The organism is Pseudomonas izuensis, from assembly GCF_009861505.1.
Classification (GTDB): domain Bacteria; phylum Pseudomonadota; class Gammaproteobacteria; order Pseudomonadales; family Pseudomonadaceae; genus Aquipseudomonas; species Aquipseudomonas izuensis.
Window position 1 is genome coordinate 117,793 of sequence record NZ_WTFT01000019.1, and the last position, 24,739, is coordinate 142,531.

A 24,739-nucleotide genomic window follows, 5' to 3' on the forward strand; every position below is an offset into this window, starting at 1 on the left:
CCTTGAATTAATGGGTCAGCGTGACTGGAGCAGCGTTGGCCGAGGCCATGGCCTCAGGCTGGAAGCCACCGCCCAGCGCCTGCATCAGTTGGATCGACAGATCGATCTGCTCGGCATTCAGGTTGGCCAGCTGACGCTGGGCCTGGAGCAATTGCTGCTCGATGCTGAGCACGTCCAGGTAGTTACCGATGCCGGAACCGTACCGCTGGACCACGGTGTTGTAAGAATCCTGGGCGATGTCGGTGGCGTGCTGCTGGGCAGCGATTTGCCGGCCGATATCACGCAATTGGTTGATGCTGTCGCTGACATCCCCCAATGCCTTCACCAGGCTTTTGTTGTACTGCGCCACCGCGAGGTCGTAGTCGGCGTCGCGGGAATCGAGTTCGGCGCGCAGGCGGCCACCGTCGAAAATCGGCACGGAAAGGGTTGGCGCAATGTTGAAGAAGCGGCTCGCCGAACCGAACATCGCATCGCCCAACAACGATTCGGCACCGGCGGCGGCACTGAGGTTCAAGTTGGGATAGAAGCGGGTTTTGCCGGCGTCGATGTTCTTGCTCGCCGCTTCGACCCGCCAGCGCGCGGCCACCAGGTCCGGACGACGACCGAGCAACTCGGCGGGCAGCACCGACGGCAACGCCACGGCACTGGCCTTGAGGATTTGCGGTCGGGCAATGTCATTGCCGCGGTCCGGCCCCTTGCCCAGCAACACAGCCAGGGCGATTTTCGCGCTGTTCAGGCGTTTTTCGGCGTCGATCAGATTGGCCTGGGAAGTGGCTTCCAGGCTTTCGGTCTGCTGGAACTGGTACTGACTGTCGATCCCGGCGCTCAGTCGGCGCTTGCTCAGGTCGAGCATTTGCCGGGTGCGCTTGAGGTCTTCGGCGGACAGGTCATGAACGATGTGCGCCTGGCCCAGATCGCTGTAGGCGCGGGCGACATCGGCGGACAGTGTCAATTGTGCTGCCTGTCGATCCACTTCGGCAGCCCGGGCCTGGCCCAATGCGGCTTCCCAGGCGTCTCGCTGGCCGCCCCAGAGGTCGAAGTTGTAGTTGAAGCTGGCGCTGATATTGCGCAGCGTCGCGTAGCGGTCGCCCTGCCCGCTCGGGTCCTGGTCCCGGGCCAGGCGCGAACGGCTGACGCCCGCGCTGGCATCGAGGGTCGGCATCCGATCGGCATCGGCGGCGTAAGCAGCGGCGCTGGCCTGATGGGCACGGGCGTCGGCAATCTGCATGTCGGGACTGTCGTGCAGGGCTTCGCGGATCAGACCGTCGAGCTGCGGATCGCCGAGGCTTTTCCACCAGTCGCTTTTCGGCCAGGCCGCCGGCGACAGCTTCACATCGCCAAGGGATTGCCCGGCCTTGAGGCTCTTCGCATCGAGGCTGACGCCTTCGGTGGTCAGGCCACTGTAATTGGCGCAACCGGCCAGGCTCATGGCCAACAGCACCAGGCTCAAGCCGGTGCGCAGGGTTTTACTGTTCATCGTTACCACCTACTCGCAGCAGGGTGATCGAGTCACCGGCTGCCAGCAAAATTTTCTTGAGGATACGTTCCAGGGTTTGCAGCTCCTCCGGAGTCACGGCACCGGCCAGTTCGTTCATGGCATCGGCGCCGATGTGCGGCAGGCGATCGGCCAGTTTCTGGCCCTCTTCGGTCAGCACCAGCCGCACCTGGCGGCGGTCCGCTTCGGAGCGCTGGCGGGCGAGGAAACCTTTCTGTTCCAGACGATCGAGCATGCGGGTCATCGAACCGCTGTCCAGGGACAAGTGCCGGCACAGCTCGCCCGGTGTATCGACGCCAAACTGGGCCATGATGATCAGCACCTTGAACTGCGCGGCGGTGATGCCGTGGGGTTCCATGTGCGTGTCGATGATCTTGTCCTTGAGCAGCGCAGCGCGCCCAAGCAGCAGACCGAGATGGCAATTGTGGAAATCGTCCGGGGAGAAATGCTTCATCTGACCACCAGTTAGCTGCCTAGGCAGTGAATGTATGTCGAGATGTTACTGCCTAGGCAGCGAATGTCAACGCAATAGTTAGGTTGCTTGGTAAATAGTTGACCAATGGCGTCGGATTTTGGGGTGGTCACACTGACGCCTTCGCTGCGATGCGGCGGCCCGACAAGCCAGCTCCTACAAGATCACACGGACCTGTAGGAGCTGGCTCGCCAGCGAAGGAAACGACTCGGTTTAGGAAGGAACGGGATCTAGAAATCCCGCTTGTAGAAGATGTCCAGCGAACTGGCCACGCCGCCAGCCGCTTCGAGGTAGACCTTTTTACTCAGCTTGTAGCGCAAGGCAATGGTGTTGGCCGGTTCGAACACTCCGACGCCATAGCGCAGGCTGAGCCTCTCGGAGAGGTTGCCGCTGGCGACCACGCTGGTGGTGTTGCCGCTGCCCTGGGTATCGAGCTGGAAATCCTCGATGCCCAGGTTTTTCGCCAGACCGCCGGTCACCCCCGAACTGCCCATCAAGCCCAACCCGAGCGCTGCCTGGGCGAGCATGTTGTTGTCTTCACCCGTGGTGCTCAGCGGACGCCCCAGCACCAGGTAAGACAACGCCTGCTCCTGACTCATGGCCGGCTCGGAGAAAATCTGCGTGGTCGGCTGCTCGGCACTGCCGCTCAAGCGAATGCCGGCGATCACGTCGTCGGTCTGGCGGATCGCTTCGATGTCCAGATACGGCTGATCGATGGGACCTGCAAACAACAGGCGCGCACGGCGCACGGTCAGGCGCTGGCCGTAGGCACGGTAACGCCCGTCGTTGAGCCAGAGCTCGCCACGGGTGTCGAGGTTGTCGCCGATGTGCACATGACCTTGCAGGTTCGCCGTCAGGCCAAACCCGGCGAAGCTCAGTTTGTCTTCCCCCACCACTACATCGATGTCCATGACCGTGGCCATCGGCGGCTTGCCCTCTTCGGTCTGCTGGCCGACGATCACCGTGTCATCCGACACCTTGACCGTCGATGGCGGCAACTCGCGAATGGTGATGTCACCCTTGGGCACCCGCACTTTGCCGGCGACCGCCAGCTTGTCGTCCTTGATCGAGATTTTCAGGTCTGGCGCCACTTCGAGCTTGGCGTAAGGTTCGACGGTGACGGGTAACTGCGAGCCCTTGAGCGCCAGGTCCACCATCAGTGCCTGACCCCAGGCGATATTGCCGTTGAGGCTGCCCTGTCCGGTCTTGCCGCTTTTCCAATCGCCGTTGAGTTGCACCGTTTCGCCAGCGATCACCGCCCGCAGTTGCAAGGCCTGGATTGCCAGCGGCAACTCAGGCCCGGACACCTCGCCATCGCTCAACAGCAGATTGCCGTTGACCTGCGGTGCCAGCAATCCGCCAGAAATCGTGCCGCTGCCATTCAATCGCCCGGCCAGTTTCTCCACCATGGGCACAAACGGACGCGCCACCGACAGGTCCAGGCCACTCAAGCGGAATGAACCGGTCACCGGTTTGTTCTTCGGCAGCGGGTTGATCTGTGCCTGCACCATCAATTCGCCGAGTTTGCCGCCGACGAAATTCAGGTCGGTGTCGATGCGCTTGGGTGTGAGTTTGCTGGTGAGCTTCAGCGTCTGATACGGGAAGTCCAGCCACTGGTCCTTTTCCTTGATCCGTAGTGTGCCGCCACTGGCATCGATGCTGACCTGCCCGTTCGGACCGCTGGCCGGCAGGTCCAGCTGCACGTCGGCGTTGAGTCGGCCCTGCCAGGTGAAATCCTTCGGCAGCCACTGCGCGAGGCTGTCGATCGGAAATTGCTTGAGGTGGTAACGCAGCTTCGGCTCAGGTATCAGCCGCTGATCTTCGCCGCAGAGGCTGGCCTGGCCGGACATCCAGCAGTGGGCGCCAAAGTTGATTTGGCCGTCCGCCAGCCGCTCCAGTTTTGCCGGCCCCTGGAGTTTCCAGTCCTGGCCACCGGCCTGGATATCGCCGCTGGCCAGGCGGCCGCGCCAGTTGCCGGTGTCCAGCGCGCCATCCAGGCCGAGGGCCAGTTTCAGCTTCGGTCCTTGCAGGTCGAGGCTCAGTTTCTGGTTCTTGATGTCGCCCTGGCCGCTGGCGGTCAAGGTGCCGAGCGCGGTATCGCCGGTCTGGATGCCGCTGCCCTTGAGGTCGATTTTCGCCCGTTGCGCACTGTCGAGGGTGGCGTCCAGGTTCAGGCTTTGCAGGCGATTGTCGGCGAACGCCAGCTGCGTACCTTGCAGCCCGAGCTTGCCTTGGGGTGCCTTGAGCGTACCGGCGACATCCACGCGACCATTGATCTGGCCGCGCAATTGCGGCCAGAGCTGGGCCAGGCGCGGTAACTTGATGTCGATCTGCCCGACAAGCTTCTGTTGCAGGCTGCCCTTGCCATTGATGCTGTTGTCGCCCAGACGGATTTGCAGCGCATTCAGGTTCCATTGCTCGCCGCCGCCATCGGCCTTGGCTTGCAATACCGCCGGTTGGCCACGCAGCTTGCCCTTCAGATCAAGGTCGGCGCTCAGGCTGAGTTTTTCATTCTTCATCTCGCCTTTGCTGCGCAACGGTCCGGCGAGGATGCCCGGCAGTTCCGCGACCCAGTACGCCGGGTTGATCGCCGAAAGGTCCAGCGCGGTGTCCCAGGCAATGCCATCGGCGAATTGCAGGTTCAGGTGCCCTTCGGCCTTGCCCTGCCCGGCGGTCAATTGGATCTGTTGCAGGTAGATCTTCGTCAGGTCGCCGGCGAACGGGCTGCTCAGGCTGAACGCTCCGGCCGGGCCATCCGCCACGGCGTCGAAGTGCCCGAGATATTGGCCGTCGGTGTAGGAGACTTCGCCCTTGAAGGTGCGCAAGGCCACTTGCGGCTCATCGATCAACGGATAGAGGCGGTGCCAGGGGAAATCCAGCCAATCGACCTTGGCTTCGGCGCTGAAGCCTTTGCTCCAGTCCAGTTGCCCCGTGAGCTTGAGGCTTTGCTTGTCGCTGGCCGTCAGGTCCAGTGCCGCGATCTGCGCACCGTTGGCGTCGACCTTGCCTTGCAGCCTCAGCGCCACCGGGCCTTGTTCGGCAGGCAGCGTGGCGTTGCCGAGCAACTGATAACCGTTTTTCAGGTCACCGGCACCGGTGAGTTCCAGTTGATTGAGTTGCAGGGTGTCCGGCAAGTCGGCGCTGGCCTTGAAGCCGTCAGCGGTGATCCGCACCTTGGCCGGCAAGTTTTCCACCAGCGGTTGTAGTTCGCCGGTCAGTTGCCCGTTCAAGTAGCCGCTGCTGTCGGCTTTCAGGTTCAGGGTCTTGAGCAGGTTGCCATCGACTTTCAGGGCCAGTGCCCATGGCTCGGTGCCTGGCGCAGGAAGCATGAGTTTGCCTTCTGCCTTGAGCGGCCAGTTGCCGGACGGTTGCAGCAGGCCGGACAGCTTCAGGCTCAGCTCATCGCGTTGCAAACTGACCGAGTCGATCTGCAAGCCGCTGGTCGTCCAGTGCGCCGCCAGTTGCAGGCCCTTGAGCTGTTCACTGCCGTTGAACAACAGGCGGCCGATCCGAACGTCGCCCAGTTCGAGCGCCACGGGCAACTGCAAATCCGGAAGACTGATCGGCCCGCTGCTCTCTTCTTGCGCACCGGGCGGAAATTGCAGGCTGACCTGATCGGCCTTCAACTGCTCGATGCACAGGGTCATGCGCGTCAGGCACAACGGCGACCAGGCGAAAATCACTTTATCCAGTTCAACCCGGCTGGTGTCCTGCTGCCAGAGCACATGGTCGGCGCTCCACTGTCCCCCTAGATGCCCCTGGAAATTGTCCAGGCTCAAACCCGGCACAAAACCGAGTGCCCAGCGACTGCCCGCCGCCGTACCCAGCACCGTGGCCAACGTCAAGACCACCAGCATCAACAGCGCCAGAATCGCCAGCAGCGTTACGGTCAAACCACGCTTCACAGTTCAGGCCCCATGGAAAAGTGCAATCGAATACCGCCATCGTCGTCCAGTGCATGGGCCAGGTCGAGGCGGATCGGTCCTACCGGCGAGACCCAGCGCACGCCAATGCCGACCCCGGTCTTGAGGTTCGGCAGATCGAGGGTATTGAAGGAGTTGCCCTGGTCGACGAAGGTCGCGACCCGCCACTTTTCGGCGATGGAGTATTGGTACTCGGCACTGGCCGCGACCATGTAGCGGCCGCCGATACGGTCACCCTCGCTGTTTTCCGGGGACAGGCTCTGATAGTCATAACCGCGCACGCTCTGGTCGCCACCGGCGAAGAACCGCAGCGACGGCGGCACCGATTTGAAACCGTTGGTGGCACTGCCGCCGACCTGCACCCGACCGAGCAAACGGTGTTTGTCGAACACCGTGGTCAGGCCTTTGACCAGCGCCGTGCCGTACACCAGGTTGTTGTCCGAGCCCAAACCTTCCTTGGCCACTTTGGTTTCGAATGCCAGGCGATAGCCGTTGTGCGGATCGATGCGGTTATCGCTTTTAAGGTACGAATAACTCACGCCCGGCATCAGCAACGTACTGAGCCCGGAGTCATCGCCGAGCCGATATTCCTCGCGCTGCCACTTGAGCGACACAACCCGCTGCCAGCCACTGGGCAACTTGCTGTGCCATTCGGGGCCCAGGGTCAGCATCTTGCTGAGGCTGTCCTTGTCGGCAATTTCTTCGTTCTGATAACCACCGGCAAACCGCAGTTTGTCCGTCAGCGGCGGGTCCAGCGGAATGTCATAGAACAACCCGACGTTTTGCCGTGGCGCCGAGATTTCGGTCTCCCAGCCATAACTGTGACCCTGCGGGTTGACCCAGTGCCGGGTCCAGTTGGCCTTGACCCGTGGGCCGACGTCAGTTGAAAAACCAAGCCCGAGGCCCATGGTCCGTGGCTTGCGGGTTTCCAGTTTGACGTCCACCGGGATGACATCCTCCTTGGAAGCCGTCGGCGCGGCATCCACACGAACGCCCTCGAAATAGCCGCTCGATTGCAGTGCCTGGTTGAGTTCGGCGATCAGTTCGGAGTCATACGGCGTACCGGCTTTGAACGGCACCATGCGTTGCAGCAGGTCTTCGTCGAACGGCGTGTCGCCTTCGAAACTGACCTTGCCCAGGGAGTAACGCGGGCCGCTGTCGTAGATTAATTCGATATCGGCCACCCCGGCCCGCGGGTCGACCGACAACGTCGAACGAGTGAAACGGCCACTGAAAAAACCGTAGCGCGAGGCCTGATTCTGGATCAGCCGCTTGGCATCCTCGTATTGGCCATGATTGAGCACTGCCCCGGTTTGCAGCGCATGGCCCTTGGGCACACGAAAGGCTTTGAGGGAGGCCGCCGGGCCGTCGACGCGGATGGTGACATTGCGCAGATGCACTGGCTCGCCGGGGTCGATTTCGAGTATCAGGTGCGGTGTCTTGCCCCCCGTCACTTTGCTGTCGATCTGCGGCTGGTAATAACCCAAAGCCTGGGCTGCCTTGCGCGCCTGTTCCTCGGCGCCTCGACTGAAGCGCAACAAGGCTTCTTCGTCACGATCGCCGAGACTGCCGATATAGCCCTCTATATTGGCTTTCAGTGCATCGTTGGACGGTTTGATCCGCACATCCAATTCACTTTGGGCCAGTGCCGCGCAGCTGCTGATCAGCATGAGCACGCCACTGGTAAATCTTCCTGGAAACTTCATAGGCGCGGATGCTATCACGAGCTTGAGAGCGTGATAGAGCATAGCGTGGCCGGAAAGTTCTCACTCTTATGCCGTGGCGGTTTGCACCACCTGGGGGTTGGCGTGAAAAAACACATGTTCACGGATCGGTCCTACAGCCACCTCGCCGATTTCCTCATAGCCCTGACGCTTGTAGAACTCCAGATATCGCGGATCCCCGGTGTCGAGAATCACCCCCTGGGATTTTTCATCCACCGCGCACCAGTTGTGCACTGCTTGCAGCAACTGCTCGCCGAAATGCTTGCCCTGGAATTGCGGATGAATCCCCAGCAACGGCAAAACATGCACCGAATCGGACGGCACGCACGCCGCTACGGCATCGTGATACTCAAGGTAGCGACGGGTACAGCGAAATCCCGTGCTGAGCACCATGCGCAAACGCCAGGCCCAGCTTTCGGTGATACCCAGCCGACGCAGTGGGGGCGCGATCAGCGCGATGCCAATCAAGCGATCGTTGACCAGCAGGCCGATGGCCGGGAAATCCTGCAGAAAGTGCTGCTTGACCAGTTCCCGCACAGTGGCGCGCACCCGCTGTTCATAACCGGGGCGTTCCGCCTCGAACAGGTAACCGAATGTCGGTTCGTGCCGGTAAGCCTGGTACAACAGGGAACGCGCTTCGCGGGAATAACCGCTGTCGAGCATGTGGATATCGGCAATCGCGGTGGAGTTTTCGGGCATGACGGTTGATCTCCCCGGCGCGGCTCGGGTGGCTGCGCTCTTGTTGGTAGGAGCCTTTGGGTGATGACACGGTTCCCCCACAGGTATAGACCAGACTCATTGATTGTGGGAGCAGGCTCTGCCAGTCGATACAGCTCTGATTGTGCGGGCCTCATCGCGGCGGTGCGGCGATCCGACAAGCCTTGCTCCCACAGGTAAAGCTGGACCGAGAACCTGTGGGAGCAAGGCTTGCCCGCGATGAGGCCCGCACCGTCGACGAAGATCCGACTGACCACTGGCCCCATTCCGACATGTCAGCTAGCATCGCCCTTTTGCCAGGACTGCCGACCATGAAGATTGTCTCCTTCAACATCAACGGGCTGCGCGCCCGTCCCCATCAGCTGGCGGCGCTGATTGAAAAGCACCAGCCCGATGTGATCGGCTTGCAGGAAACCAAGGTCCACGACGACCAGTTCCCCCTCGATGAAGTCAAGGCCCTGGGCTACCACGTATATTTCCACGGGCAAAAGGGACATTACGGCGTCGCCCTGCTCTCGCGTCAGGAACCACTGGCTTTGCACAAAGGTTTCGCCACCGATGAAGAAGACGCGCAGCGGCGCTTCATCTGGGGCACGTTCGCCGATGCCAATGGCCTGCCGGTGACCATCATGAACGGCTATTTCCCACAAGGTGAAAGCCGCGACCACCCGACCAAATTCCCCGCCAAGGAACGCTTCTATAGCGATTTGCAGCAATTGCTGGAAAACCAGTTCAAGAACGACCAGCCGCTTGTCGTCATGGGCGACGTGAATATCTCCCCGGAAGACTGCGACATCGGCATCGGCCCCGACAACATGAAACGCTGGCTGAAAACCGGCAAATGCAGCTTCCTGCCGGAAGAGCGCGAGTGGATGGCCCGCTTGAAAAACTGGGGCCTGGTGGACAGTTTCCGTCACCTCAACCCTGATGTGACCGATCGTTTCAGTTGGTTCGACTATCGCAGCCGCGGGTTTGAAGACGAGCCCAAGCGTGGATTGCGCATCGACTTGATCCTGGCGTCCCACGGCCTGCTGCCACGGGTCAAGGATGCGGGCGTGGACTACGAACTGCGCGGCATGGAAAAACCGTCGGATCATGCGCCCATCTGGCTTGAATTGAGCTGACCTCAAGCCCTACGCAACTCCCCTGTAGGAGCGAGCCTGCTCGCGATAGCGGACTGTCAGCCAACATCTATGTTGAATGTCACGACCTCATCGCGAGCAGGCTCGCTCCCACAATGGAAAGTGTCATATTTCGGAAACCTTACTGACTTATTCTCCCGGCACCTCTTTCGCTATGTAAGGTGCCGGCATGACGCTGCGCGTTCTGTTCCTGTTGATGCTCTGCGCCTGGCTGCCGCTAACAACCTCGGCCAGCGATCTGCCGACGCCCGAGCAAGGCCCGGTGCTGCGCATCCAGGGCTCCAACACCATCGGCGCGGCATTGGGCCCGGCACTGGTCGAAGGTTTGCTGCGCCAACAGGGCCTTAAAAAAGTACACAGCGAAACCCCGGACAAGGCCAATGAACTGCGGATCGTGGGTGAAACCGTACAGGGGCGCCGGATCGAAGTGGAGCTGACAGCCCACGGTTCCAGCACCGGTTTCACCGCACTGAAAACCGGCAGCGCCGATCTGGCGGCCTCCTCACGTCCGATCAAGGACCGTGAGGTGCTCGACCTTCAATCACTGGGCGATCTGAAAAGTGCCAGAGCGGAACAGGTCATTGCCATCGACGGCCTGGCGATCATCCTTCATCCACAAAACCCACTGAACCAGCTCGACACCGTGCAACTGGCACGCATTTTCAGTGGTGAAGTGAAAACCTGGGAAGAACTCGGCGGCAGTGGCGGGATGATTCATCTGTATGCGCGGGATGATCAGTCCGGTACGTACGACACGTTCAAGGAGCTGGTCCTCAATGGCCACGGAAAAACCCTGAGCGGTGCCGCGAAACGCTTCGAATCCAGCGAGCAATTGTCCGATGCGGTCAGCCTCGACCCCCAAGGCATTGGCTTCATTGGCCTGCCCTACGTGCGCCAGGCCAAGACCGTGGCGATTGTCGATGGGCAATCCCAGGCCATGTTGCCGCAGAGCAGCCTGATCGCCACCGAAGACTATCCGTTGTCCCGCCGCTTGTTCTTTTACTTGCCACCGAACGGGAAAAATCCCTGGGCCGAGGCGCTGGTGGCCTACGCCCAAAGCAGCCAGGGTCAGGCGATTGTTGCCGCCAACGGATTTATCGCGCAGACCGTGCAGGCCATGGCCGTCACCCCGAATGCGCTGATGCCCGAGGGCTATCAGGGACTCAGCCGTCACGCGCAGCGATTGACGGTCAATTTTCGTTTCGAAGAAGGCAGCGCCAGCCTCGACAACAAGGCCCGACAGGACCTGTCACGGGTACTCGATTATATAAAGCAGCATGACAAAACCGAGCGGCAGGTCACGCTGGTGGGGTTTGGTGATGCCAAGAGCGATCCGGCACGCGCCGACCTGTTGTCGAAACTCCGGGCCATGGCGGTGCGGCGGGAACTGGTGAAAAGCGGCGTGGTGTTGCGCGAGGTCCGCGGCTTTGGCGCCGAAATGCCGGTGGCGGCGAACAATGAAGATGAAGGGCGGATCAAGAATCGGCGGGTTGAGGTTTGGGTGTATTGAAATGCGGACAAATGTGGCGAGGGGATTTATCCCCGTTGGACTGCGCAGCAGTCCTTTTTTTTGGGGTTGCTTCGCAACCCAACGGGGATAAATCCCCTCGCCACAGGTGCGTTACTGACCGCTACGCATCATCTCTTTAGGCACGTACTTGCCGATCTCGAACTTGCCGATCGCCGCGCGGTGCACTTCGTCCGGACCGTCGGCCAGCCGCAGGGTGCGCTGCATGGCATACATGTAGGCCAGCGGGAAATCATTCGACACCCCTGCCCCGCCATGAATCTGGATGGCCCGGTCGATCACCCGCAAGGCCACGTTCGGCGCCACCACCTTGATCTGCGCGATTTCGCTCTTGGCCACTTTGTTGCCGACGGTGTCCATCATGTACGCCGCTTTCAACGTCAGCAGGCGCGCCATGTCGATCTCCATCCGCGAGTCGGCGATCTTGTCGATGTTGCCGCCCAGGCGTGCCAGGGGCTTACCGAACGCCGTACGGTTCACCGAGCGTTTGCACATCAGTTCCAGCGCACGCTCAGCCATGCCGATCGAACGCATGCAGTGGTGAATCCGGCCTGGGCCGAGGCGACCCTGAGCAATCTCGAAACCGCGCCCTTCGCCCAGCAGGACATTTTCGTACGGCACCCGCACGTTTTCGAACAACACTTCGGCGTGACCATGGGGCGCATCGTCATAACCGAACACCGGCAACGGACGCAGGATCTTCACGCCGGGGGTATCGACCGGTACCAGAATCATCGAGTGCTGGGCATGGCGCGGCGCGTCGGGGTTGCTCAGGCCCATGAAGATCAGGATCTTGCAGCGCGGATCGCAGGCGCCGGACGTCCACCATTTCTTGCCATTGATCACCCACTCGTCGCCATCGCGCACCGCGCGGGCAGCCATGTTGGTGGCATCGGAGGAGGCAACGTCCGGTTCGGTCATGGCGAACGCCGAGCGGATCTCGCCGCGTAGCAGCGGTTCGAGCCAACGCTGTTTCTGTTCTTCATTGGCGTAGCGCACCAGCACTTCCATGTTGCCGGTGTCCGGCGCCGAGCAGTTGAACGGCTCGGGGCCCAACAACGAGCGGCCCATGATTTCCGCCAGTGGCGCGTATTCGAGGTTGGTCAGGCCGGCACCGAGCTCGGACTCAGGCAGAAACAAATTCCACAGGCCTTCGGCCTTGGCCTTGAGTTTGAGTTCTTCCATGATCGCCGTCGGCTGCCAGCGATCGCCCTCGGCAACCTGACGTTCGAACACGGCTTCGGCGGGATAGACGTAGGTGTCCATGAACGCAGTCACGCGTTCACGCAGTTCTTGCACCTTGGGCGAATAAGCGAAATCCATGAGCAGATCTACCTTTTTGCTGGGGTCAAAGGAGTTGTTTAGTTCATGCAATCGATGCTAGAACAGCCATGAAAATTTACCTAGCCTATTCTCGGCGTGTATTAACATTCATCACCGATATATGATCGACTGATAGCCAAGGCTGCCCGTCCACACAATAAGAGAGCCGCGTAAATGAATCTGAGCAAGGTCGACCTCAACCTTTTCATCGTCTTCGACGCGATCTACACCGAAGCCAACCTGACCCGTGCCGGGCAGATTGTCGGCATCACCCAACCGGCGGTGTCGAACGCCCTGGCCCGCCTGCGCGAGACCTTCAACGATCCGTTGTTCGTACGCACCGCCCAGGGCATGGTGCCCACGCCAATGGCGCAGAACATCATCGGCCCGGTGCGTAACGCCCTCTCGCTACTGCGGGTGTCGGTGCAGGAAAGCCGCATTTTCAACCCGCTGCAGGCCGTCAAGACCTACCGCATCAGCATGACCGACCTGACCGAAGCGGTGATCCTGCCGCCGCTGTTCCAGCGCCTGCGCCGCCTCGCGCCGACGGTGATCATCGAGAGTTTCCTGTCCAAGCGCCGCGAGACCACCAAGGAACTGGCGGCCGGCCGCCTCGATTTCGCCGTGGACGCGCCGCTCAACACGGACCCGCAGGTGCGCCACGTCAAGTTGATGGAAGACCGCTACGTCTGTGCCATGCGCAAGGGGCACCCGCTGGCCGCCAAGGAAAAATTCACGCTTGATGATTACCTGGGCCTGACCCACATCCATATTTCCAGCCGTCGCAGCGGCCTGGGTCACGTCGACCTGGCCCTGGGCAAGATGGGCATCCAGCGCAAGATCGCCCTGCGTTCCCAGCATTACCTGATGGCCTCACAAGTGCTGCAACAGACCGACATGGTCATGACCGTGCCGGAGCGCTTCGCCCGCCGTAACGACTTGCATGCCTTCAGCCTGCCGGTCAACGATGTGCCGCCGGTGGAAACCCATCTCTACTGGCACGAAAGCACCGACCAGGACCCGGCCAACCGCTGGATGCGCGAGCAGATGATCGAGTTGTGCCAGCAGGTGACGGCGCATGAGAAGAAGCTGGAGAAGGTTTAAGTAAAGCTCTGGACCGCGTTATCGTTCATCGCGAGCAAGCTTTGCTCCCACAGGTTGCTCCCACGGGTTTGGTACTGAACCTGGGGGAGCAAAGCTTGCTCGCGATGGGGCCAGCGATAACGCTGAAAAAAACCGCCCCTTGACGTAAACGTCAACCTGCCATTAGCTTAGCGCATGACCTTTTGCGAGCGCTTCCATGAGCAGCCAGACCTACAGCATTTCCGACCTCGCCCGCGAGCTCGACATCACCACACGGGCCATTCGCTTCTATGAAGAACAAGGCCTGCTCAGCCCCGAGCGCCGTGGTCAGGAACGCATCTATTCACCTCGTGACAAGGTCAGCCTGAAGCTGATCCTGCGGGGCAAGCGCATTGGTTTTTCCCTGGCCGAATGCCGCGAACTGATCGAGCTCTACGATCCGTCCAGCGGTAACACCAAGCAACTGCACAGCATGCTGGCAAAAATCAGCGAGCGCCGGGAACAGTTGGAACAGCAACTGCTGGACATCGAACAGATGAAACTGGAGCTGGATACCGCGGAAGAGCGCTGTGTGCAGGCGCTGGAGCAGACGCTCAAGAGCCAGGAATCAATCCAGTAGAACACCGCCCCCTGTAGGAGCGAGCCTGCTCGCGATGGTGGTTAACGATAACGCGCACTTGCTGGATAAACGCAGTGCTCTTGCGCCCATCGCGAGCAGGCTCGCTCCTACAGGACTTTCGAAGCATTCAGACAATAAGAACAGGTCGAATCCCATGTCCCTCCCCACCCAAGTACGCATTGTCGAAGTCGGCCCCCGCGACGGTCTGCAAAACGAAGCTCAACCCATCAGTGTCGCCGACAAGGTGCAACTGGTCGACGCGCTCACAGCCGCGGGCCTGGGCTATATAGAAGTCGGCAGTTTCGTTTCACCCAAATGGGTGCCGCAGATGGCAGGTTCCGCCGATGTTTTCGCGCAGATCCAGCGCAAACCGGGCGTCACCTACGGCGCACTCGCGCCCAACCTGCGCGGTTTTGAAGACGCCCTCGCCTCCGGGGTCAAAGAGGTCGCAGTGTTCGCCGCGGCGTCCGAAGCCTTTTCCCAACGCAACATCAATTGCTCGATCAGCGAAAGCCTGGAGCGTTTCGTACCGATCATGGACGCCGCCCGCCAGAACGGTGTGAGTGTGCGCGGTTACGTGTCCTGTGTGCTGGGCTGCCCTTATGAAGGTCACGTCGCACCAGAACAAGTCGCGCGCGTGGCCCGTGAACTCTATGCCATGGGCTGCTACGAGGTTTCTCTGGGCGACACCATCGGCACCGGCACCGCCGGCGCAACCCGCAGGATGTTTGAGGTGGTATCGGCAGATGTACCCCGGGAAAAACTGGCCGGGCATTTCCACGACACCTATGGCCAGGCCATGGCCAATATCTACGCCAGCCTGCTGGAAGGGATCTCGGTGTTCGACAGCTCCATCGCCGGGCTCGGTGGCTGCCCTTACGCCAAGGGCGCCAGCGGTAACGTCGCCACCGAGGACGTCGTTTACCTGCTCAATGGCCTTGGGATCGAAACCGGCATCGACCTGGACGCCCTGATCGTGGCCGGCCAGCAAATTTGCTCTGTGCTGGGGCGCCCGACCGGTTCACGCGTGGCCAAGGCCCGAAGCGCACAGTGAGTGCAACGACACGGCCGTGTGTTACCGCGACATCCGAAATGTGGGGAAAAGCGAGTAACACGGAAACAAATTGTCAGGGATTCCCTGAGAGAAAAATCTTACAAAATATTAAGTTATTGATTTTAAAGGGTTTTTAAAAGTTGGCACGGCTCCTGCTATCTCTATGGCATAACAAGAACAAAAAAAGCAGCAAAGCTAATAAAAATAAGACGTAACGACTCTGACATAACAAAAACAACACGGCAGAGACGCAGCTAACAGATTTTTTTGGAGAAGGTGTGCTTTTCAGGGTGCTTTTCGGAGCAACCCGCAACCGGGCAGAGAACAATAAAACTACCTTCAGGTAGCTCCCGAACTGGTTGGATCGCTCAGCGAAAAAGTAGATCAGCGCTCAAAAAAATACGTTTGCTCTTGATCCCGGATGGGGATCGCCAAAAACAGCGGTAAAGGGCAACGGTTGCCAAAAACAAAAACAGACCGCCCCTCAATAATAAAAAAAGAGCACGCGCAACGAAAATTAAAGGGGAGCTTCGGCTCCCCTTTGTGCTGTCTGCGATTCAACAAAATCACCGACGCCCTGTGGGAGCAAAGCTTGCTCGCGATGGCGTCGGTACATTCAGCCTCGCGGTGGCGCAAAAGACGCCATCGCGAGCAAGCATTGCTCCTACAGCTTCGCTTTGAGCTCCGCGACGCTGATCTCGCGCATCCGGAATTTCTGGATCTTGCCAGTCACGGTCATCGGGAACTCTTCCACGAACTTGAAGTAACGCGGCGTCTTGAAGTGCGCGATGCGCTCCTTGCACCAGGCTTGCAGCTCTTGTTCGGTCGCACTGTGGCCGGGGTGGAACTTGATCCAGGCGACGATCTCTTCACCGTAACGCGAGCAAGGAATGCCGATCACCTGCACGTCAGCCACCGCCGGGTGGGTGAAGAAGAACTCTTCCAGCTCGCGCGGATAAATATTCTCACCACCGCGGATGATCATGTCCTTGTTACGTCCGGCGATGCACACATACCCCTCGTCATTCATGCTCGCCAGGTCACCGGTGTGCATCCATCCTGCCTGGTCGATCGCTTCGGCAGTGCCCTCCGGGTTGTTCCAGTAGCCGAGCATCACGCTGTAGCCCCGAGTGCAGAGTTCGCCGATAGTGCCGCGAGGTACCGGGTTGCCCGCCTCGTCGATGATCTTGCTTTCCAGCTGTGGCTGAGTGCGGCCGACAGTGGTGACGCGCAATTCCAGATCGTCTGACGGACCGGTCTGCAACGACACCGGGCTGGTTTCCGTCATGCCGTAGGCAATCTGCACTTCACTCATGTGCATTTCACTGATGACGCGGCGCATCACTTCGATCGGGCAGGTCGCACCGGCCATGATCCCGGTGCGCAGGCTCGACAGGTCGAACTCGCCGCGTTGCGGTTGATCGAGCATGGCGATGAACATGGTCGGCACGCCGTACAGCGCGGTGGCCTTTTCTTCGGCGACGGTGTTGAGGGTCAACAGGGGATCGAAGGCATCGTTGGGATAAATCATGGTGCTGCCGTGGGTGATGCAACCCAGATTGCCCATGACCATACCGAAACAGTGGTACAACGGCACCGGGATCACCAGGCGATCAGCGGCGGTCAGTCCGAGGCTTTCACCGACCATGTAACCGTTATTGAGAATGTTGTAGTGACTGAGGGTCGCGCCCTTGGGGAAACCGGTGGTGCCGGAGGTGTACTGGATGTTCACCGCCTGATCGAAATGCAGGCTGTCCTGGCGCTCGTGCAATTGTTCGTCCGACACGCCACCGGCCAGTTCGGCCAGTTGCGACCACGGCAGGAAACCGCTGGGCGGTTGCGCATCCAGACTGATGACACCGCGCAACTCGGGCAGGCGCTCGCTGTGCAACTGGCCGATGGATTGCTCCGCCAGCTCCGGCACCAGGCCTTGCAACATGGCGTGGTAGTTCGAGGTCTTGAAGGCCCCGGCGCAAACCAGCCACCGGCAGCCGGATTGCTTCAATACGTATTCGAGTTCGGAACTGCGGTAGGCCGGGTTGATGTTGACCAGGATCACGCCGATTTTTGCGCTGGCGATCTGGCTGATGCACCACTGGGCGCAATTCGGTGCCCAGATGCCCAGACGGTCACCGGTCTGCAAGCCCAGCGCCAGCAGTGCCTTGGCATGCAGGTCCGCCGTCTCCGCCAGCTGCCGCCAGGTGTAGCGCAGCTGTTGATGGCGCACGACCAGCGCTTCCCCGGTCGGATACTGCGCCACTGTGTTGTCGAACGCCTGGCCGATGGTCATCGCCAGCAAGGCTTTGTCCTGGGAACCTCGGGTGTAGCTGCGCTGCGGGTTTGCAGTGGGTTGATCCATGATGATCCCTATTGTCTTTATTAACGGGCTACTCGCGGTCTCCCACAATGTGGCTCCGCGTTCTATCTTGAACTGCCTCTACTCTCGCTCAAGTTGACGTTAACGTAAAGGGTGATTGACAGCCATTCGTCACAGGCTTACGTTAACGTAAAGGTGAGAGCCAAATCACTGCCCTCCCCACCCGACAAAAAAGCCAAAAGGTGACCCATGAGCTACCCATCCCTGAATTTTGCCCTCGGTGAAACCATCGATATGCTGCGCGATCAGGTTCAGTCCTTCGTCGCCAAAGAGATCGCTCCCCGCGCCGCTCAGATCGACACCGACAATCTGTTCCCCGCCGACCTCTGGCGCAAATTCGGCGACATGGGCCTGCTGGGCATCACCGTTCCGGAAGAATATGGCGGTGCCGGCCTGGGCTACCTGGCCCACGTGGTGGTGATGGAAGAAATCAGCCGTGGCTCGGCCTCGGTGGCGTTGTCCTACGGCGCGCACTCCAACCTCTGCGTCAACCAGATCAACCGCAACGGCAATCACGAACAGAAATCCAAGTACCTGCCGAAGCTGATCAGTGGCGAGCACATCGGCGCCCTGGCCATGAGCGAGCCAAACGCCGGCTCCGATGTCGTCTCGATGAAGTTGCGCGCCGACAAACGTGGCGACAAATACGTTCTGAACGGTAGCAAAACCTGGATCACCAACGGCCCTGACGCCAACACCTACGTGATCTACGCCAAGACCGACCTGGAAAAAGGCCCGCACGGCATCACCGCCTTCATCGTCGAGCGCGACTGGAAAGGCTTCAGTCGCAGCAACAAGTTCGACAAGCTCGGCATGCGCGGTTCGAACACCTGCGAACTGTTTTTCGATGACGTCGAAGTACCGGAAGAAAACATCCTCGGCGTACTCAATGGCGGCGTGAAGGTGCTGATGAGTGGCCTCGACTATGAGCGCGTCGTCCTCTCGGGCGGCCCGACCGGGATCATGCAGGCCTGCATGGACCTGATCGTGCCGTACATCCACGACCGCAAGCAGTTCGGCCAAAGCATCGGCGAATTCCAGCTGATCCAGGGCAAGGTCGCCGACATGTACACCCAACTCAACGCCAGCCGCGCCTACCTCTATGCGGTAGCCCAGGCCTGCGAGCGCAACGAAACCGCGCGCAAGGACGCCGCCGGCGTGATCCTCTACAGCGCCGAGCGCGCCACGCAAATGGCCCTCGACGCGATCCAGATTCTCGGCGGCAACGGCTACATCAACGAATTCCCGGCTGGTCGTCTGTTGCGTGACGCCAAGCTGTACGAAATCGGTGCTGGCACCAGTGAGATCCGTCGCATGCTGATCGGTCGCGAACTGTTTAACGAAACCCGCTAACGGAGCTGCCCATGGCTATCCTGCATACCCAGCTCAACCCCCGTTCAGCGGAGTTCGCCGCCAACAGCGCGGCGATGCTCAAACAGGTCGATGCGCTGCACACCCTGCTCGCTCAAGTGGCGCAAGGTGGCGGCCCGAAGGCCCAGGAACGTCACACTTCGCGGGGCAAATTGCTGCCCCGTGAACGCATCAATCGCCTGCTCGATCCGGGTTCACCGTTTCTCGAGATCAGCCAATTGGCGGCCTATGAAGTTTATGGCGAAGACGTTCCGGCCGCGGGCGTGATTGCCGGGATCGGCCGCGTGGAAGGCGTCGAATGCATGATCGTCGCCAACGATGCCACGGTAAAAGGTGGCTCGTATTACCCGCTGACCGTGAAAAAACACCTGCGGGCCCAGACGATTGCCCAGCAGAACCGTCTGCCGTGCATTTATCTGGTGGACTCCGGTGGCGCCAACCTGCCGCGTCAGGATGAAGTGTTTCCGGACCGCGAGCACTTCGGCCGGATCTTCTTCAACCAGGCCAACATGAGCGCCATGGGCATTCCGCAGATTGCTGTGGTCATGGGTTCCTGCACTGCTGGCGGCGCTTATGTGCCGGCGATGGCCGACGAAGCGATCATGGTCCGCGAGCAAGCGACGATCTTCCTCGCCGGCCCGCCGCTGGTGAAAGCGGCAACTGGTGAGGTGGTCAGCGCCGAAGATCTTGGCGGTGCTGATGTACATTGCAAGATTTCCGGGGTAGCGGACCATTACGCCGAAAGCGATGAACACGCCTTGGCCCTCGCCCGTCGCAGTGTCGCCAACCTCAATTGGCGCAAGCTCGGCGACGTGCAGCAACGCGCGCCCATCGCCCCGCTCTACAGCAGCGACGAGTTGTACGGCGTGGTGCCGGCCGATGCCAAACAGCCTTTCGATGTGCGCGAAGTCATCGCTCGACTGGTGGACGGCTCGGTATTCGACGAGTTCAAGGCCCTGTTCGGGACGACGCTGGTCTGCGGCTTTGCCTACCTGCACGGTTACCCGATCGCGATCCTTGCCAACAACGGCATCCTGTTCGCCGAAGCCGCTCAGAAAGGCGCGCACTTTATCGAGCTGGCCTGCCAGCGCGGCATTCCGTTGCTGTTCTTGCAAAACATCACCGGCTTCATGGTCGGTCAGAAGTATGAAGCCGGCGGCATCGCCAAGCATGGCGCGAAACTGGTGACCGCCGTGGCCTGCGCCAAAGTGCCGAAGTTCACCGTGATCATCGGAGGCAGTTTTGGCGCCGGCAACTACGGCATGTGCGGTCGGGCCTACGATCCGCGTTTCCTGTGGATGTGGCCGAATGCGCGCATCGGCGTGATGGGTGCCGAACAGGCCGCCGGCGTGCTGGTGCAGGTCAAGCGTGAGCAGGCCGAACGTGGTGGCCAGGGTTTCAGCGCCGAGCAGGAAGCCGAGATCAAGCAACCGATCCTCGACCAGTATGAGGAACAGGGCCACCCTTATTACTCCAGCGCTCGCCTGTGGGACGACGGTGTCATTGACCCGGCGCAGACCCGCGATGTCCTGGGCCTGGCCTTGTCGGCGTCGCTGAATGCACCTATCGAACCGAGCCGCTTCGGCGTGTTCCGGATGTAATTTTTTATGGACTCGGGCATCTGTGGCGAGGGGATTTATCCCCGTTTCGATTGCGCAGCAATCGCCCCAGCCCGCCCCATATGAATGGTGGAGACGGACAATATGAGCGACTTCAACACCCTCGAACTGCTGACCGACCCACGGGGCTTTGCAACCCTGTGGCTCAGCCGCGAAGAAAAGAACAACGCGTTCAACGCCGAAATGATCCGCGAACTGATCCTCGCCCTGGACCAGGTGTCGAGCGATGCCAGCCTGCGTTTCCTGCTGGTGCGCGGTCGCGGCAAGCATTTCAGCGCCGGCGCCGACCTGGCGTGGATGCAGCAATCGGCTGAACTCGATTACCACACCAACCTCGACGACGCCCGGGAACTGGCGGAGTTGATGTACAACCTGGCCAAACTGAAAATACCGACCTTGGCGGTGGTGCAAGGCGCAGCTTTCGGCGGCGCGCTGGGCCTGATCAGTTGCTGTGACATGGCCATCGGCGTCGATGACGCGCAGTTCTGCCTGTCGGAAGTGCGCATCGGCCTGGCACCGGCCGTGATCAGCCCGTTCGTGGTGCAAGCCATCGGCGAACGTGCTACCCGGCGCTATGCCTTGACCGCCGAGCGCTTCGGCGGGCAACGGGCACGGGAACTGGGTCTGTTGTCGGAGAGCTATCCAGCCCAGGAGCTGGAGCAAAAAATCGAGCAGTGGATCGATAACCTGCTGCTCAACAGCCCGGCAGCCATGCGCGCCAGCAAAGACCTGCTGCGTGAAGTCGGCGACGGCTCGCTGCTCCCTGCGCTGCGCCGCTACACCGAGAATGCTATCGCTCGCATCCGCGTCAGCCCCGAAGGCCAGGAAGGCCTGCGTGCCTTCCTGCAAAAACGTCCGCCGAGCTGGCAAGCCGAAATCACCCCCAAGGAGCCGCGTTGATGAGCGCACCCGTCCTCACTACCCTGCTGGTGGCCAACCGCGGCGAAATCGCTTGCCGGGTGATGCGCACCGCCAAGGCCCTGGGCCTGACCACCGTGGCCGTGCACAGTGCCACCGACCGTGATGCAAGGCACAGCCGCGAAGCCGATATTCGTGTCGATCTGGGTGGCAGTAAAGCCGCCGACAGCTATCTGCAAATCGACAAACTGATCGCCGCCGCCAAGGCCAGCGGTGCCCAGGCGATCCACCCCGGTTATGGTTTCCTGTCGGAGAACGCCGGGTTCGCCCGTGCCATTGAACAAGCCGGCCTGATTTTCCTCGGCCCGCCCGCCTCGGCCATCGATGCGATGGGCAGCAAGTCCGCCGCCAAGGCCCTGATGGAAACCGCCGGCGTGCCGCTGGTGCCGGGTTATCACGGCGAAGCGCAAGACCTCGACACCTTCCGCGACGCCTGTGAACGCATTGGCTACCCGGTGCTGCTCAAAGCCACGGCTGGTGGCGGCGGCAAGGGCATGAAAGTGGTCGAGGACGTCAGCCAGCTGGCCGAAGCCCTGGCCTCGGCCCAGCGTGAAGCGCAATCGTCATTCGGCGATTCGCGGATGCTGGTGGAGAAATACTTGCTGAAACCGCGTCACGTGGAAATCCAGGTCTTCGCCGATCAACACGGCAACTGCCTGTACCTCAACGAACGTGACTGCTCGATTCAGCGTCGGCACCAGAAAGTCGTCGAAGAAGCACCGGCACCCGGCCTGAGCCCGGAGCTGCGCCGCGCCATGGGCGAAGCCGCCGTGCGTTCGGCGCAAGCCATCGGTTACGTCGGGGCCGGCACCGTGGAGTTTCTGCTGGATGCTCGCGGTGAGTTCTTCTTCATGGAAATGAACACGCGCCTGCAGGTCGAACACCCGGTCACTGAAGCCATCACCGGCCTCGACCTGGTGGCCTGGCAGATTCGCGTGGCCCGTGGCGAAGCTTTGCCGATGACCCAGGATCAGGTGCCGCTGATTGGCCATGCCATTGAAGTACGGTTGTATGCCGAAGATCCGGGCAACGATTTCCTGCCGGCCACCGGTCGCCTGGAGTTGTACCGCGAGTCCGCGCCGGGCGCGGGTCGCCGGGTGGATAGCGGTGTCGAAGAGGGCGACGAAATTTCACCCTTCTACGACCCGATGCTCGGCAAGCTGATTGCCTGGGGCGAGGACCGTGAGCAGGCTCGCTTGCGCCTGCTGAGCATGCTCGATGAATTCGCCATTGGCGGGCTCAAGACCAATATCAACTTCCTGCGCCGGATCATCGGTCATCCGGCGTTTGCCGCCGCCGAACTGGATACCGGGTTCATCCCGCGCTATCAGGAACAACTGCTGCCTGCGCCGTCCGGGCTCAGCGATGAGTTCTGGCAAGCCGCTGCCCAGGCGTTTGCCCAAAGCCAGCACAGTACATCGCGTAGCGATGACCCGAGTTCGCCGTGGGCTATCGGCAACGGCTTCCGCTCCGGGCTGCCAGCGGAAATCACCCTGCACCTGAGCTGTGAAGGCCAGGACCGCGCGTTGACGCTGGGCGACCGCAACGCCCACAGCGCACAGCTCAAAGGCGAGCAATTGCTGACCGAGCACAACGGTCTGCGCCGCCAGCATCGGGCGATCCGCCGGGGCGATTTCGTGTACCTGCAATGGGAAGGTGAACTGCGCCGTATCGAGTCCTACGACCCGATCAGCGCCGTTGAAGCCAGTCACAGTCATCACGGCGGCCTGACCGCGCCCATGAACGGCAGCATCGTGCGTGTGCTGGTGGAGGCCGGGCAAACAGTCGAAGCCGGGGCGCAATTGGTGGTGTTGGAAGCGATGAAGATGGAGCACAGCATTCGTGCGCCCCACGCCGGTGTGGTGAAGGCGCTGTATTGCCAGGAAGGCGAGATGGTCAGCGAAGGCAGTGCGTTGGTCGAGCTGGAAGAAGCGTAAAACTGTAGGAGCGAGCTTGCTCGCGATGAACGTCCAGATAACGCGGGCATTCAGGCAGCCCGCGTCATCGTTGACGACCATCGCGAGCAGGCTCGGCTCCTACAAGGACCGCGCTGCGTCTAGAACTTGGCTGTCGCCTGAACCACCACGCCGATGATTCGGCACTCTTCGGTGTAAAGGGCTTTCGGATACGTCGGATTGAGCGGGACCAGGTAACGCTGCCCGCCCTCTTCGATCAACTTGCGGAAAACCGCCTCGCTGCTGTCCGGCCATTGGGCAATGACCAGCTTGCCGGGCTCGGCGTCCACGTCCGGGTCCACCAGAATCAGCATGCCCTCGGCGATGCTCAGACCCGTCGGTGCAGTCATCGCATCACCGACGACCGTCAGCCAGAACGCCGCGCCCCGGGCGTGATAATCGGACAATTCAAAACGGTACTGCGCCTGTTCGCCATCGCGCACTTCTCCGGTTTCCCGCCAGTCACTGACCGGGTAGCGGAAGTACGGGTTGTACTTTTGCGTCAGGGACATTTCGTCGCCCTGTGAATCCGCGGGCTCGCGAATCACCAGCACCACTTCGAGGAAGTCCATTCCGAGTGCCTTCAACACCCGGTTCATGTTGTCGATGCCAGGCTCGCGACGTTTGTTCAGCCAGTGGCCAACGCCACCCTGGGACATCCCGAGGCGTTCGGCGAGTATCTCTTGAGTGACTTTGAGTTCACTCATCTTGGCCTTGACCAATTCAATCCATTTATCCATGTGCGGCACGATACGTGGGCGCCTCCGGCCAACAAAACACAAATTGTAGTATTTAAACGATGGTCACAAATACAGATCGTACTAGGATGGCTTCACGGATCTGAATCTATCACGGAGCTTGCCATCACCATGACCCAACCTGCCAACGACTTGCCTGATACGCAAATCGACACCTCCCTCACCTCGCCCCAGGGCTCGGCCGCTGCACAGCGCGCATTGGACTATTACTTGAAACCGGCTGTTTCAGAAGAAGCGGTCGAGACACGATTCTTTGATGTGAACCGCAACATCAGCAGTGAGGAGGCGCTGGTCCATGCCTCGGACCTGTTGCGTTGTGCCGCCGCCACGGCGTGCGAGTCAGCCAGTCATCTGCAGGGGACAAACCGGGACCTGGCGTTTTCGACGGTGCATATGATCGACATGGCCAAGGCCATGGTGGATCGGTCACTGGAGAGGCATCAGAACGGTTGAAACGAAGGTGCGAACAAAGAGGACTGGAAAGAATTTTCCAATCGCGCAGACAATTCATTTGACTTGCAAACGAGAATGATTATTCTTGCATCAACTGATCGCGAGATCAGTCGATAGACCAAGGGACCTTAGGTCGGTCTCCTGGACTATCTCCTCATCAGGCTAATCACGGTTTTTGACCCGGCTTTTTGCCGGGTCTTTTTTTGCC

At 60.6% G+C, this 24,739-nt stretch carries 18 protein-coding genes; 10 read left to right on the forward strand and 8 right to left on the reverse strand.

Translation table 11 applies throughout. The features are described from left to right. Window positions 1-7: 7 nt before the first annotated feature. The 5 genes from GPL81_RS18015 to GPL81_RS18035 all read right to left on the reverse strand — a co-directional run bounded on the left by GPL81_RS18015 (window position 8) and on the right by GPL81_RS18035 (window position 8,313). Window positions 8-1,477 carry an efflux transporter outer membrane subunit gene (locus GPL81_RS18015; RefSeq protein WP_160107809.1) on the reverse strand — a complete coding sequence of 490 codons (1,470 nt, stop codon included), beginning with the start codon at window positions 1,475-1,477 and terminating at the stop codon, window positions 8-10. Further along, window positions 1,467-1,949 carry a MarR family winged helix-turn-helix transcriptional regulator gene (locus GPL81_RS18020; RefSeq protein ID WP_096510101.1) on the reverse strand — a complete coding sequence of 161 codons (483 nt, stop codon included), beginning with the start codon at window positions 1,947-1,949 and terminating at the stop codon, window positions 1,467-1,469. The genes GPL81_RS18015 and GPL81_RS18020 overlap by 11 nt, the downstream gene beginning before the upstream one ends. Window positions 1,950-2,197: 248 nt before the next feature. Beyond that, window positions 2,198-5,872 (reverse strand): translocation/assembly module TamB domain-containing protein, encoded by a 3,675-nt coding sequence (locus GPL81_RS18025; RefSeq protein WP_160107810.1) that lies wholly within the window; start codon window positions 5,870-5,872, stop codon window positions 2,198-2,200. Further along, entirely contained in the window at window positions 5,869-7,596 is a 1,728-nt protein-coding gene (locus tag GPL81_RS18030; protein ID WP_096510099.1) for an autotransporter assembly complex protein TamA, read from the reverse strand. The genes GPL81_RS18025 and GPL81_RS18030 overlap by 4 nt, the downstream gene beginning before the upstream one ends. Before the next feature lie 66 nt (window positions 7,597-7,662). Beyond that, window positions 7,663-8,313 (reverse strand): GNAT family N-acetyltransferase, encoded by a 651-nt coding sequence (locus tag GPL81_RS18035; protein WP_160107811.1) that lies wholly within the window; start codon window positions 8,311-8,313, stop codon window positions 7,663-7,665. A 329-nt stretch (window positions 8,314-8,642) separates the two neighbouring features. Between GPL81_RS18035 and xthA the strand changes: the two genes are divergently transcribed. Further along, window positions 8,643-9,455: an exodeoxyribonuclease III gene (xthA, locus tag GPL81_RS18040; RefSeq protein WP_160107812.1), complete on the forward strand. Its 813-nt coding sequence runs from the start codon at window positions 8,643-8,645 to the stop codon at window positions 9,453-9,455. Between the two features lie 187 nt (window positions 9,456-9,642). Further along, on the forward strand, window positions 9,643-10,983 hold the full coding sequence (locus tag GPL81_RS18045) for a substrate-binding domain-containing protein (protein ID WP_160107813.1): 1,341 nt from the start codon (window positions 9,643-9,645) through the stop codon (window positions 10,981-10,983). 111 nt (window positions 10,984-11,094) lie between these two features. Here GPL81_RS18045 and GPL81_RS18050 read toward each other — a convergent pair whose 3' ends face one another. Further along, window positions 11,095-12,324, reverse strand: coding sequence for an acyl-CoA dehydrogenase (locus tag GPL81_RS18050; protein WP_096510095.1), 1,230 nt, complete (start codon window positions 12,322-12,324; stop codon window positions 11,095-11,097). Between the two features lie 174 nt (window positions 12,325-12,498). On the opposite strand from GPL81_RS18050, the gene GPL81_RS18055 reads away from it, so the two are divergent. The 3 genes from GPL81_RS18055 to GPL81_RS18065 all read left to right on the forward strand — a co-directional run bounded on the left by GPL81_RS18055 (window position 12,499) and on the right by GPL81_RS18065 (window position 15,080). Further along, the gene (locus GPL81_RS18055) at window positions 12,499-13,428 is read left to right on the forward strand and encodes a LysR family transcriptional regulator (RefSeq protein ID WP_150768428.1); all 930 of its coding nucleotides are present in this window, start codon (window positions 12,499-12,501) and stop codon (window positions 13,426-13,428) included. 196 nt (window positions 13,429-13,624) lie between these two features. Continuing rightward, window positions 13,625-14,026, forward strand: a complete 402-nt coding sequence (locus GPL81_RS18060) for a MerR family transcriptional regulator (protein WP_007980992.1) — start codon at window positions 13,625-13,627, stop codon at window positions 14,024-14,026. Between the two features lie 154 nt (window positions 14,027-14,180). Next, window positions 14,181-15,080 carry a hydroxymethylglutaryl-CoA lyase gene (locus GPL81_RS18065; protein ID WP_160107814.1) on the forward strand — a complete coding sequence of 300 codons (900 nt, stop codon included), beginning with the start codon at window positions 14,181-14,183 and terminating at the stop codon, window positions 15,078-15,080. 664 nt (window positions 15,081-15,744) lie between these two features. Here the strand turns inward: GPL81_RS18065 and GPL81_RS18070 are convergent. Continuing rightward, window positions 15,745-17,439 (reverse strand): AMP-binding protein, encoded by a 1,695-nt coding sequence (locus GPL81_RS18070; protein ID WP_160107815.1) that lies wholly within the window; start codon window positions 17,437-17,439, stop codon window positions 15,745-15,747. 207 nt (window positions 17,440-17,646) lie between these two features. Between GPL81_RS18070 and GPL81_RS18075 the strand changes: the two genes are divergently transcribed. The 4 genes from GPL81_RS18075 to GPL81_RS18090 all read left to right on the forward strand — a co-directional run bounded on the left by GPL81_RS18075 (window position 17,647) and on the right by GPL81_RS18090 (window position 23,302). Then, window positions 17,647-18,810, forward strand: coding sequence for an isovaleryl-CoA dehydrogenase (locus GPL81_RS18075; RefSeq protein WP_096510090.1), 1,164 nt, complete (start codon window positions 17,647-17,649; stop codon window positions 18,808-18,810). Window positions 18,811-18,821: 11 nt separating this feature from the next. Further along, on the forward strand, window positions 18,822-20,429 hold the full coding sequence (locus GPL81_RS18080) for a carboxyl transferase domain-containing protein (protein WP_160107816.1): 1,608 nt from the start codon (window positions 18,822-18,824) through the stop codon (window positions 20,427-20,429). Window positions 20,430-20,531: 102 nt separating this feature from the next. After that, window positions 20,532-21,347: a gamma-carboxygeranoyl-CoA hydratase gene (locus GPL81_RS18085; RefSeq protein WP_121103313.1), complete on the forward strand. Its 816-nt coding sequence runs from the start codon at window positions 20,532-20,534 to the stop codon at window positions 21,345-21,347. Then, window positions 21,347-23,302, forward strand: a complete 1,956-nt coding sequence (locus GPL81_RS18090) for an acetyl/propionyl/methylcrotonyl-CoA carboxylase subunit alpha (RefSeq protein ID WP_160107817.1) — start codon at window positions 21,347-21,349, stop codon at window positions 23,300-23,302. The genes GPL81_RS18085 and GPL81_RS18090 overlap by 1 nt, the downstream gene beginning before the upstream one ends. Window positions 23,303-23,421: 119 nt before the next feature. Here the strand turns inward: GPL81_RS18090 and GPL81_RS18095 are convergent, their stop codons facing one another. Continuing rightward, window positions 23,422-24,060, reverse strand: a complete 639-nt coding sequence (locus GPL81_RS18095; RefSeq protein WP_160107818.1) for a LexA family protein — start codon at window positions 24,058-24,060, stop codon at window positions 23,422-23,424. A gap of 129 nt (window positions 24,061-24,189) precedes the next feature. Between GPL81_RS18095 and GPL81_RS18100 the strand changes: the two genes are divergently transcribed. After that, window positions 24,190-24,531: a DUF6124 family protein gene (locus GPL81_RS18100; RefSeq protein ID WP_160107819.1), complete on the forward strand. Its 342-nt coding sequence runs from the start codon at window positions 24,190-24,192 to the stop codon at window positions 24,529-24,531. The last annotated feature ends 208 nt before the right edge of the window (window positions 24,532-24,739 follow it).

Excerpts from the sequence above, each read along its gene's own strand:
- GPL81_RS18015 (WP_160107809.1), bottom strand. The coding sequence starts at position 1,477 with ATGAACAGTAAAACCCTGCGCACCGGCTTGAGCCTGGTGCTGTTGGCC.
- GPL81_RS18020 (WP_096510101.1), bottom strand. The coding sequence starts at position 1,949 with ATGAAGCATTTCTCCCCGGACGATTTCCACAATTGCCATCTCGGTCTG.
- GPL81_RS18030 (WP_096510099.1), bottom strand. The coding sequence starts at position 7,596 with ATGAAGTTTCCAGGAAGATTTACCAGTGGCGTGCTCATGCTGATCAGC.
- GPL81_RS18035 (WP_160107811.1), bottom strand. The coding sequence starts at position 8,313 with ATGCCCGAAAACTCCACCGCGATTGCCGATATCCACATGCTCGACAGC.
- xthA (WP_160107812.1), top strand. The coding sequence starts at position 8,643 with ATGAAGATTGTCTCCTTCAACATCAACGGGCTGCGCGCCCGTCCCCAT.
- GPL81_RS18045 (WP_160107813.1), top strand. The coding sequence starts at position 9,643 with ATGACGCTGCGCGTTCTGTTCCTGTTGATGCTCTGCGCCTGGCTGCCG.
- GPL81_RS18050 (WP_096510095.1), bottom strand. The coding sequence starts at position 12,324 with ATGGATTTCGCTTATTCGCCCAAGGTGCAAGAACTGCGTGAACGCGTG.
- GPL81_RS18055 (WP_150768428.1), top strand. The coding sequence starts at position 12,499 with ATGAATCTGAGCAAGGTCGACCTCAACCTTTTCATCGTCTTCGACGCG.
- GPL81_RS18060 (WP_007980992.1), top strand. The coding sequence starts at position 13,625 with ATGAGCAGCCAGACCTACAGCATTTCCGACCTCGCCCGCGAGCTCGAC.
- GPL81_RS18065 (WP_160107814.1), top strand. The coding sequence starts at position 14,181 with ATGTCCCTCCCCACCCAAGTACGCATTGTCGAAGTCGGCCCCCGCGAC.
- GPL81_RS18070 (WP_160107815.1), bottom strand. The coding sequence starts at position 17,439 with ATGGATCAACCCACTGCAAACCCGCAGCGCAGCTACACCCGAGGTTCC.
- GPL81_RS18075 (WP_096510090.1), top strand. The coding sequence starts at position 17,647 with ATGAGCTACCCATCCCTGAATTTTGCCCTCGGTGAAACCATCGATATG.
- GPL81_RS18080 (WP_160107816.1), top strand. The coding sequence starts at position 18,822 with ATGGCTATCCTGCATACCCAGCTCAACCCCCGTTCAGCGGAGTTCGCC.
- GPL81_RS18085 (WP_121103313.1), top strand. The coding sequence starts at position 20,532 with ATGAGCGACTTCAACACCCTCGAACTGCTGACCGACCCACGGGGCTTT.
- GPL81_RS18090 (WP_160107817.1), top strand. The coding sequence starts at position 21,347 with ATGAGCGCACCCGTCCTCACTACCCTGCTGGTGGCCAACCGCGGCGAA.
- GPL81_RS18095 (WP_160107818.1), bottom strand. The coding sequence starts at position 24,060 with ATGGATAAATGGATTGAATTGGTCAAGGCCAAGATGAGTGAACTCAAA.
- GPL81_RS18100 (WP_160107819.1), top strand. The coding sequence starts at position 24,190 with ATGACCCAACCTGCCAACGACTTGCCTGATACGCAAATCGACACCTCC.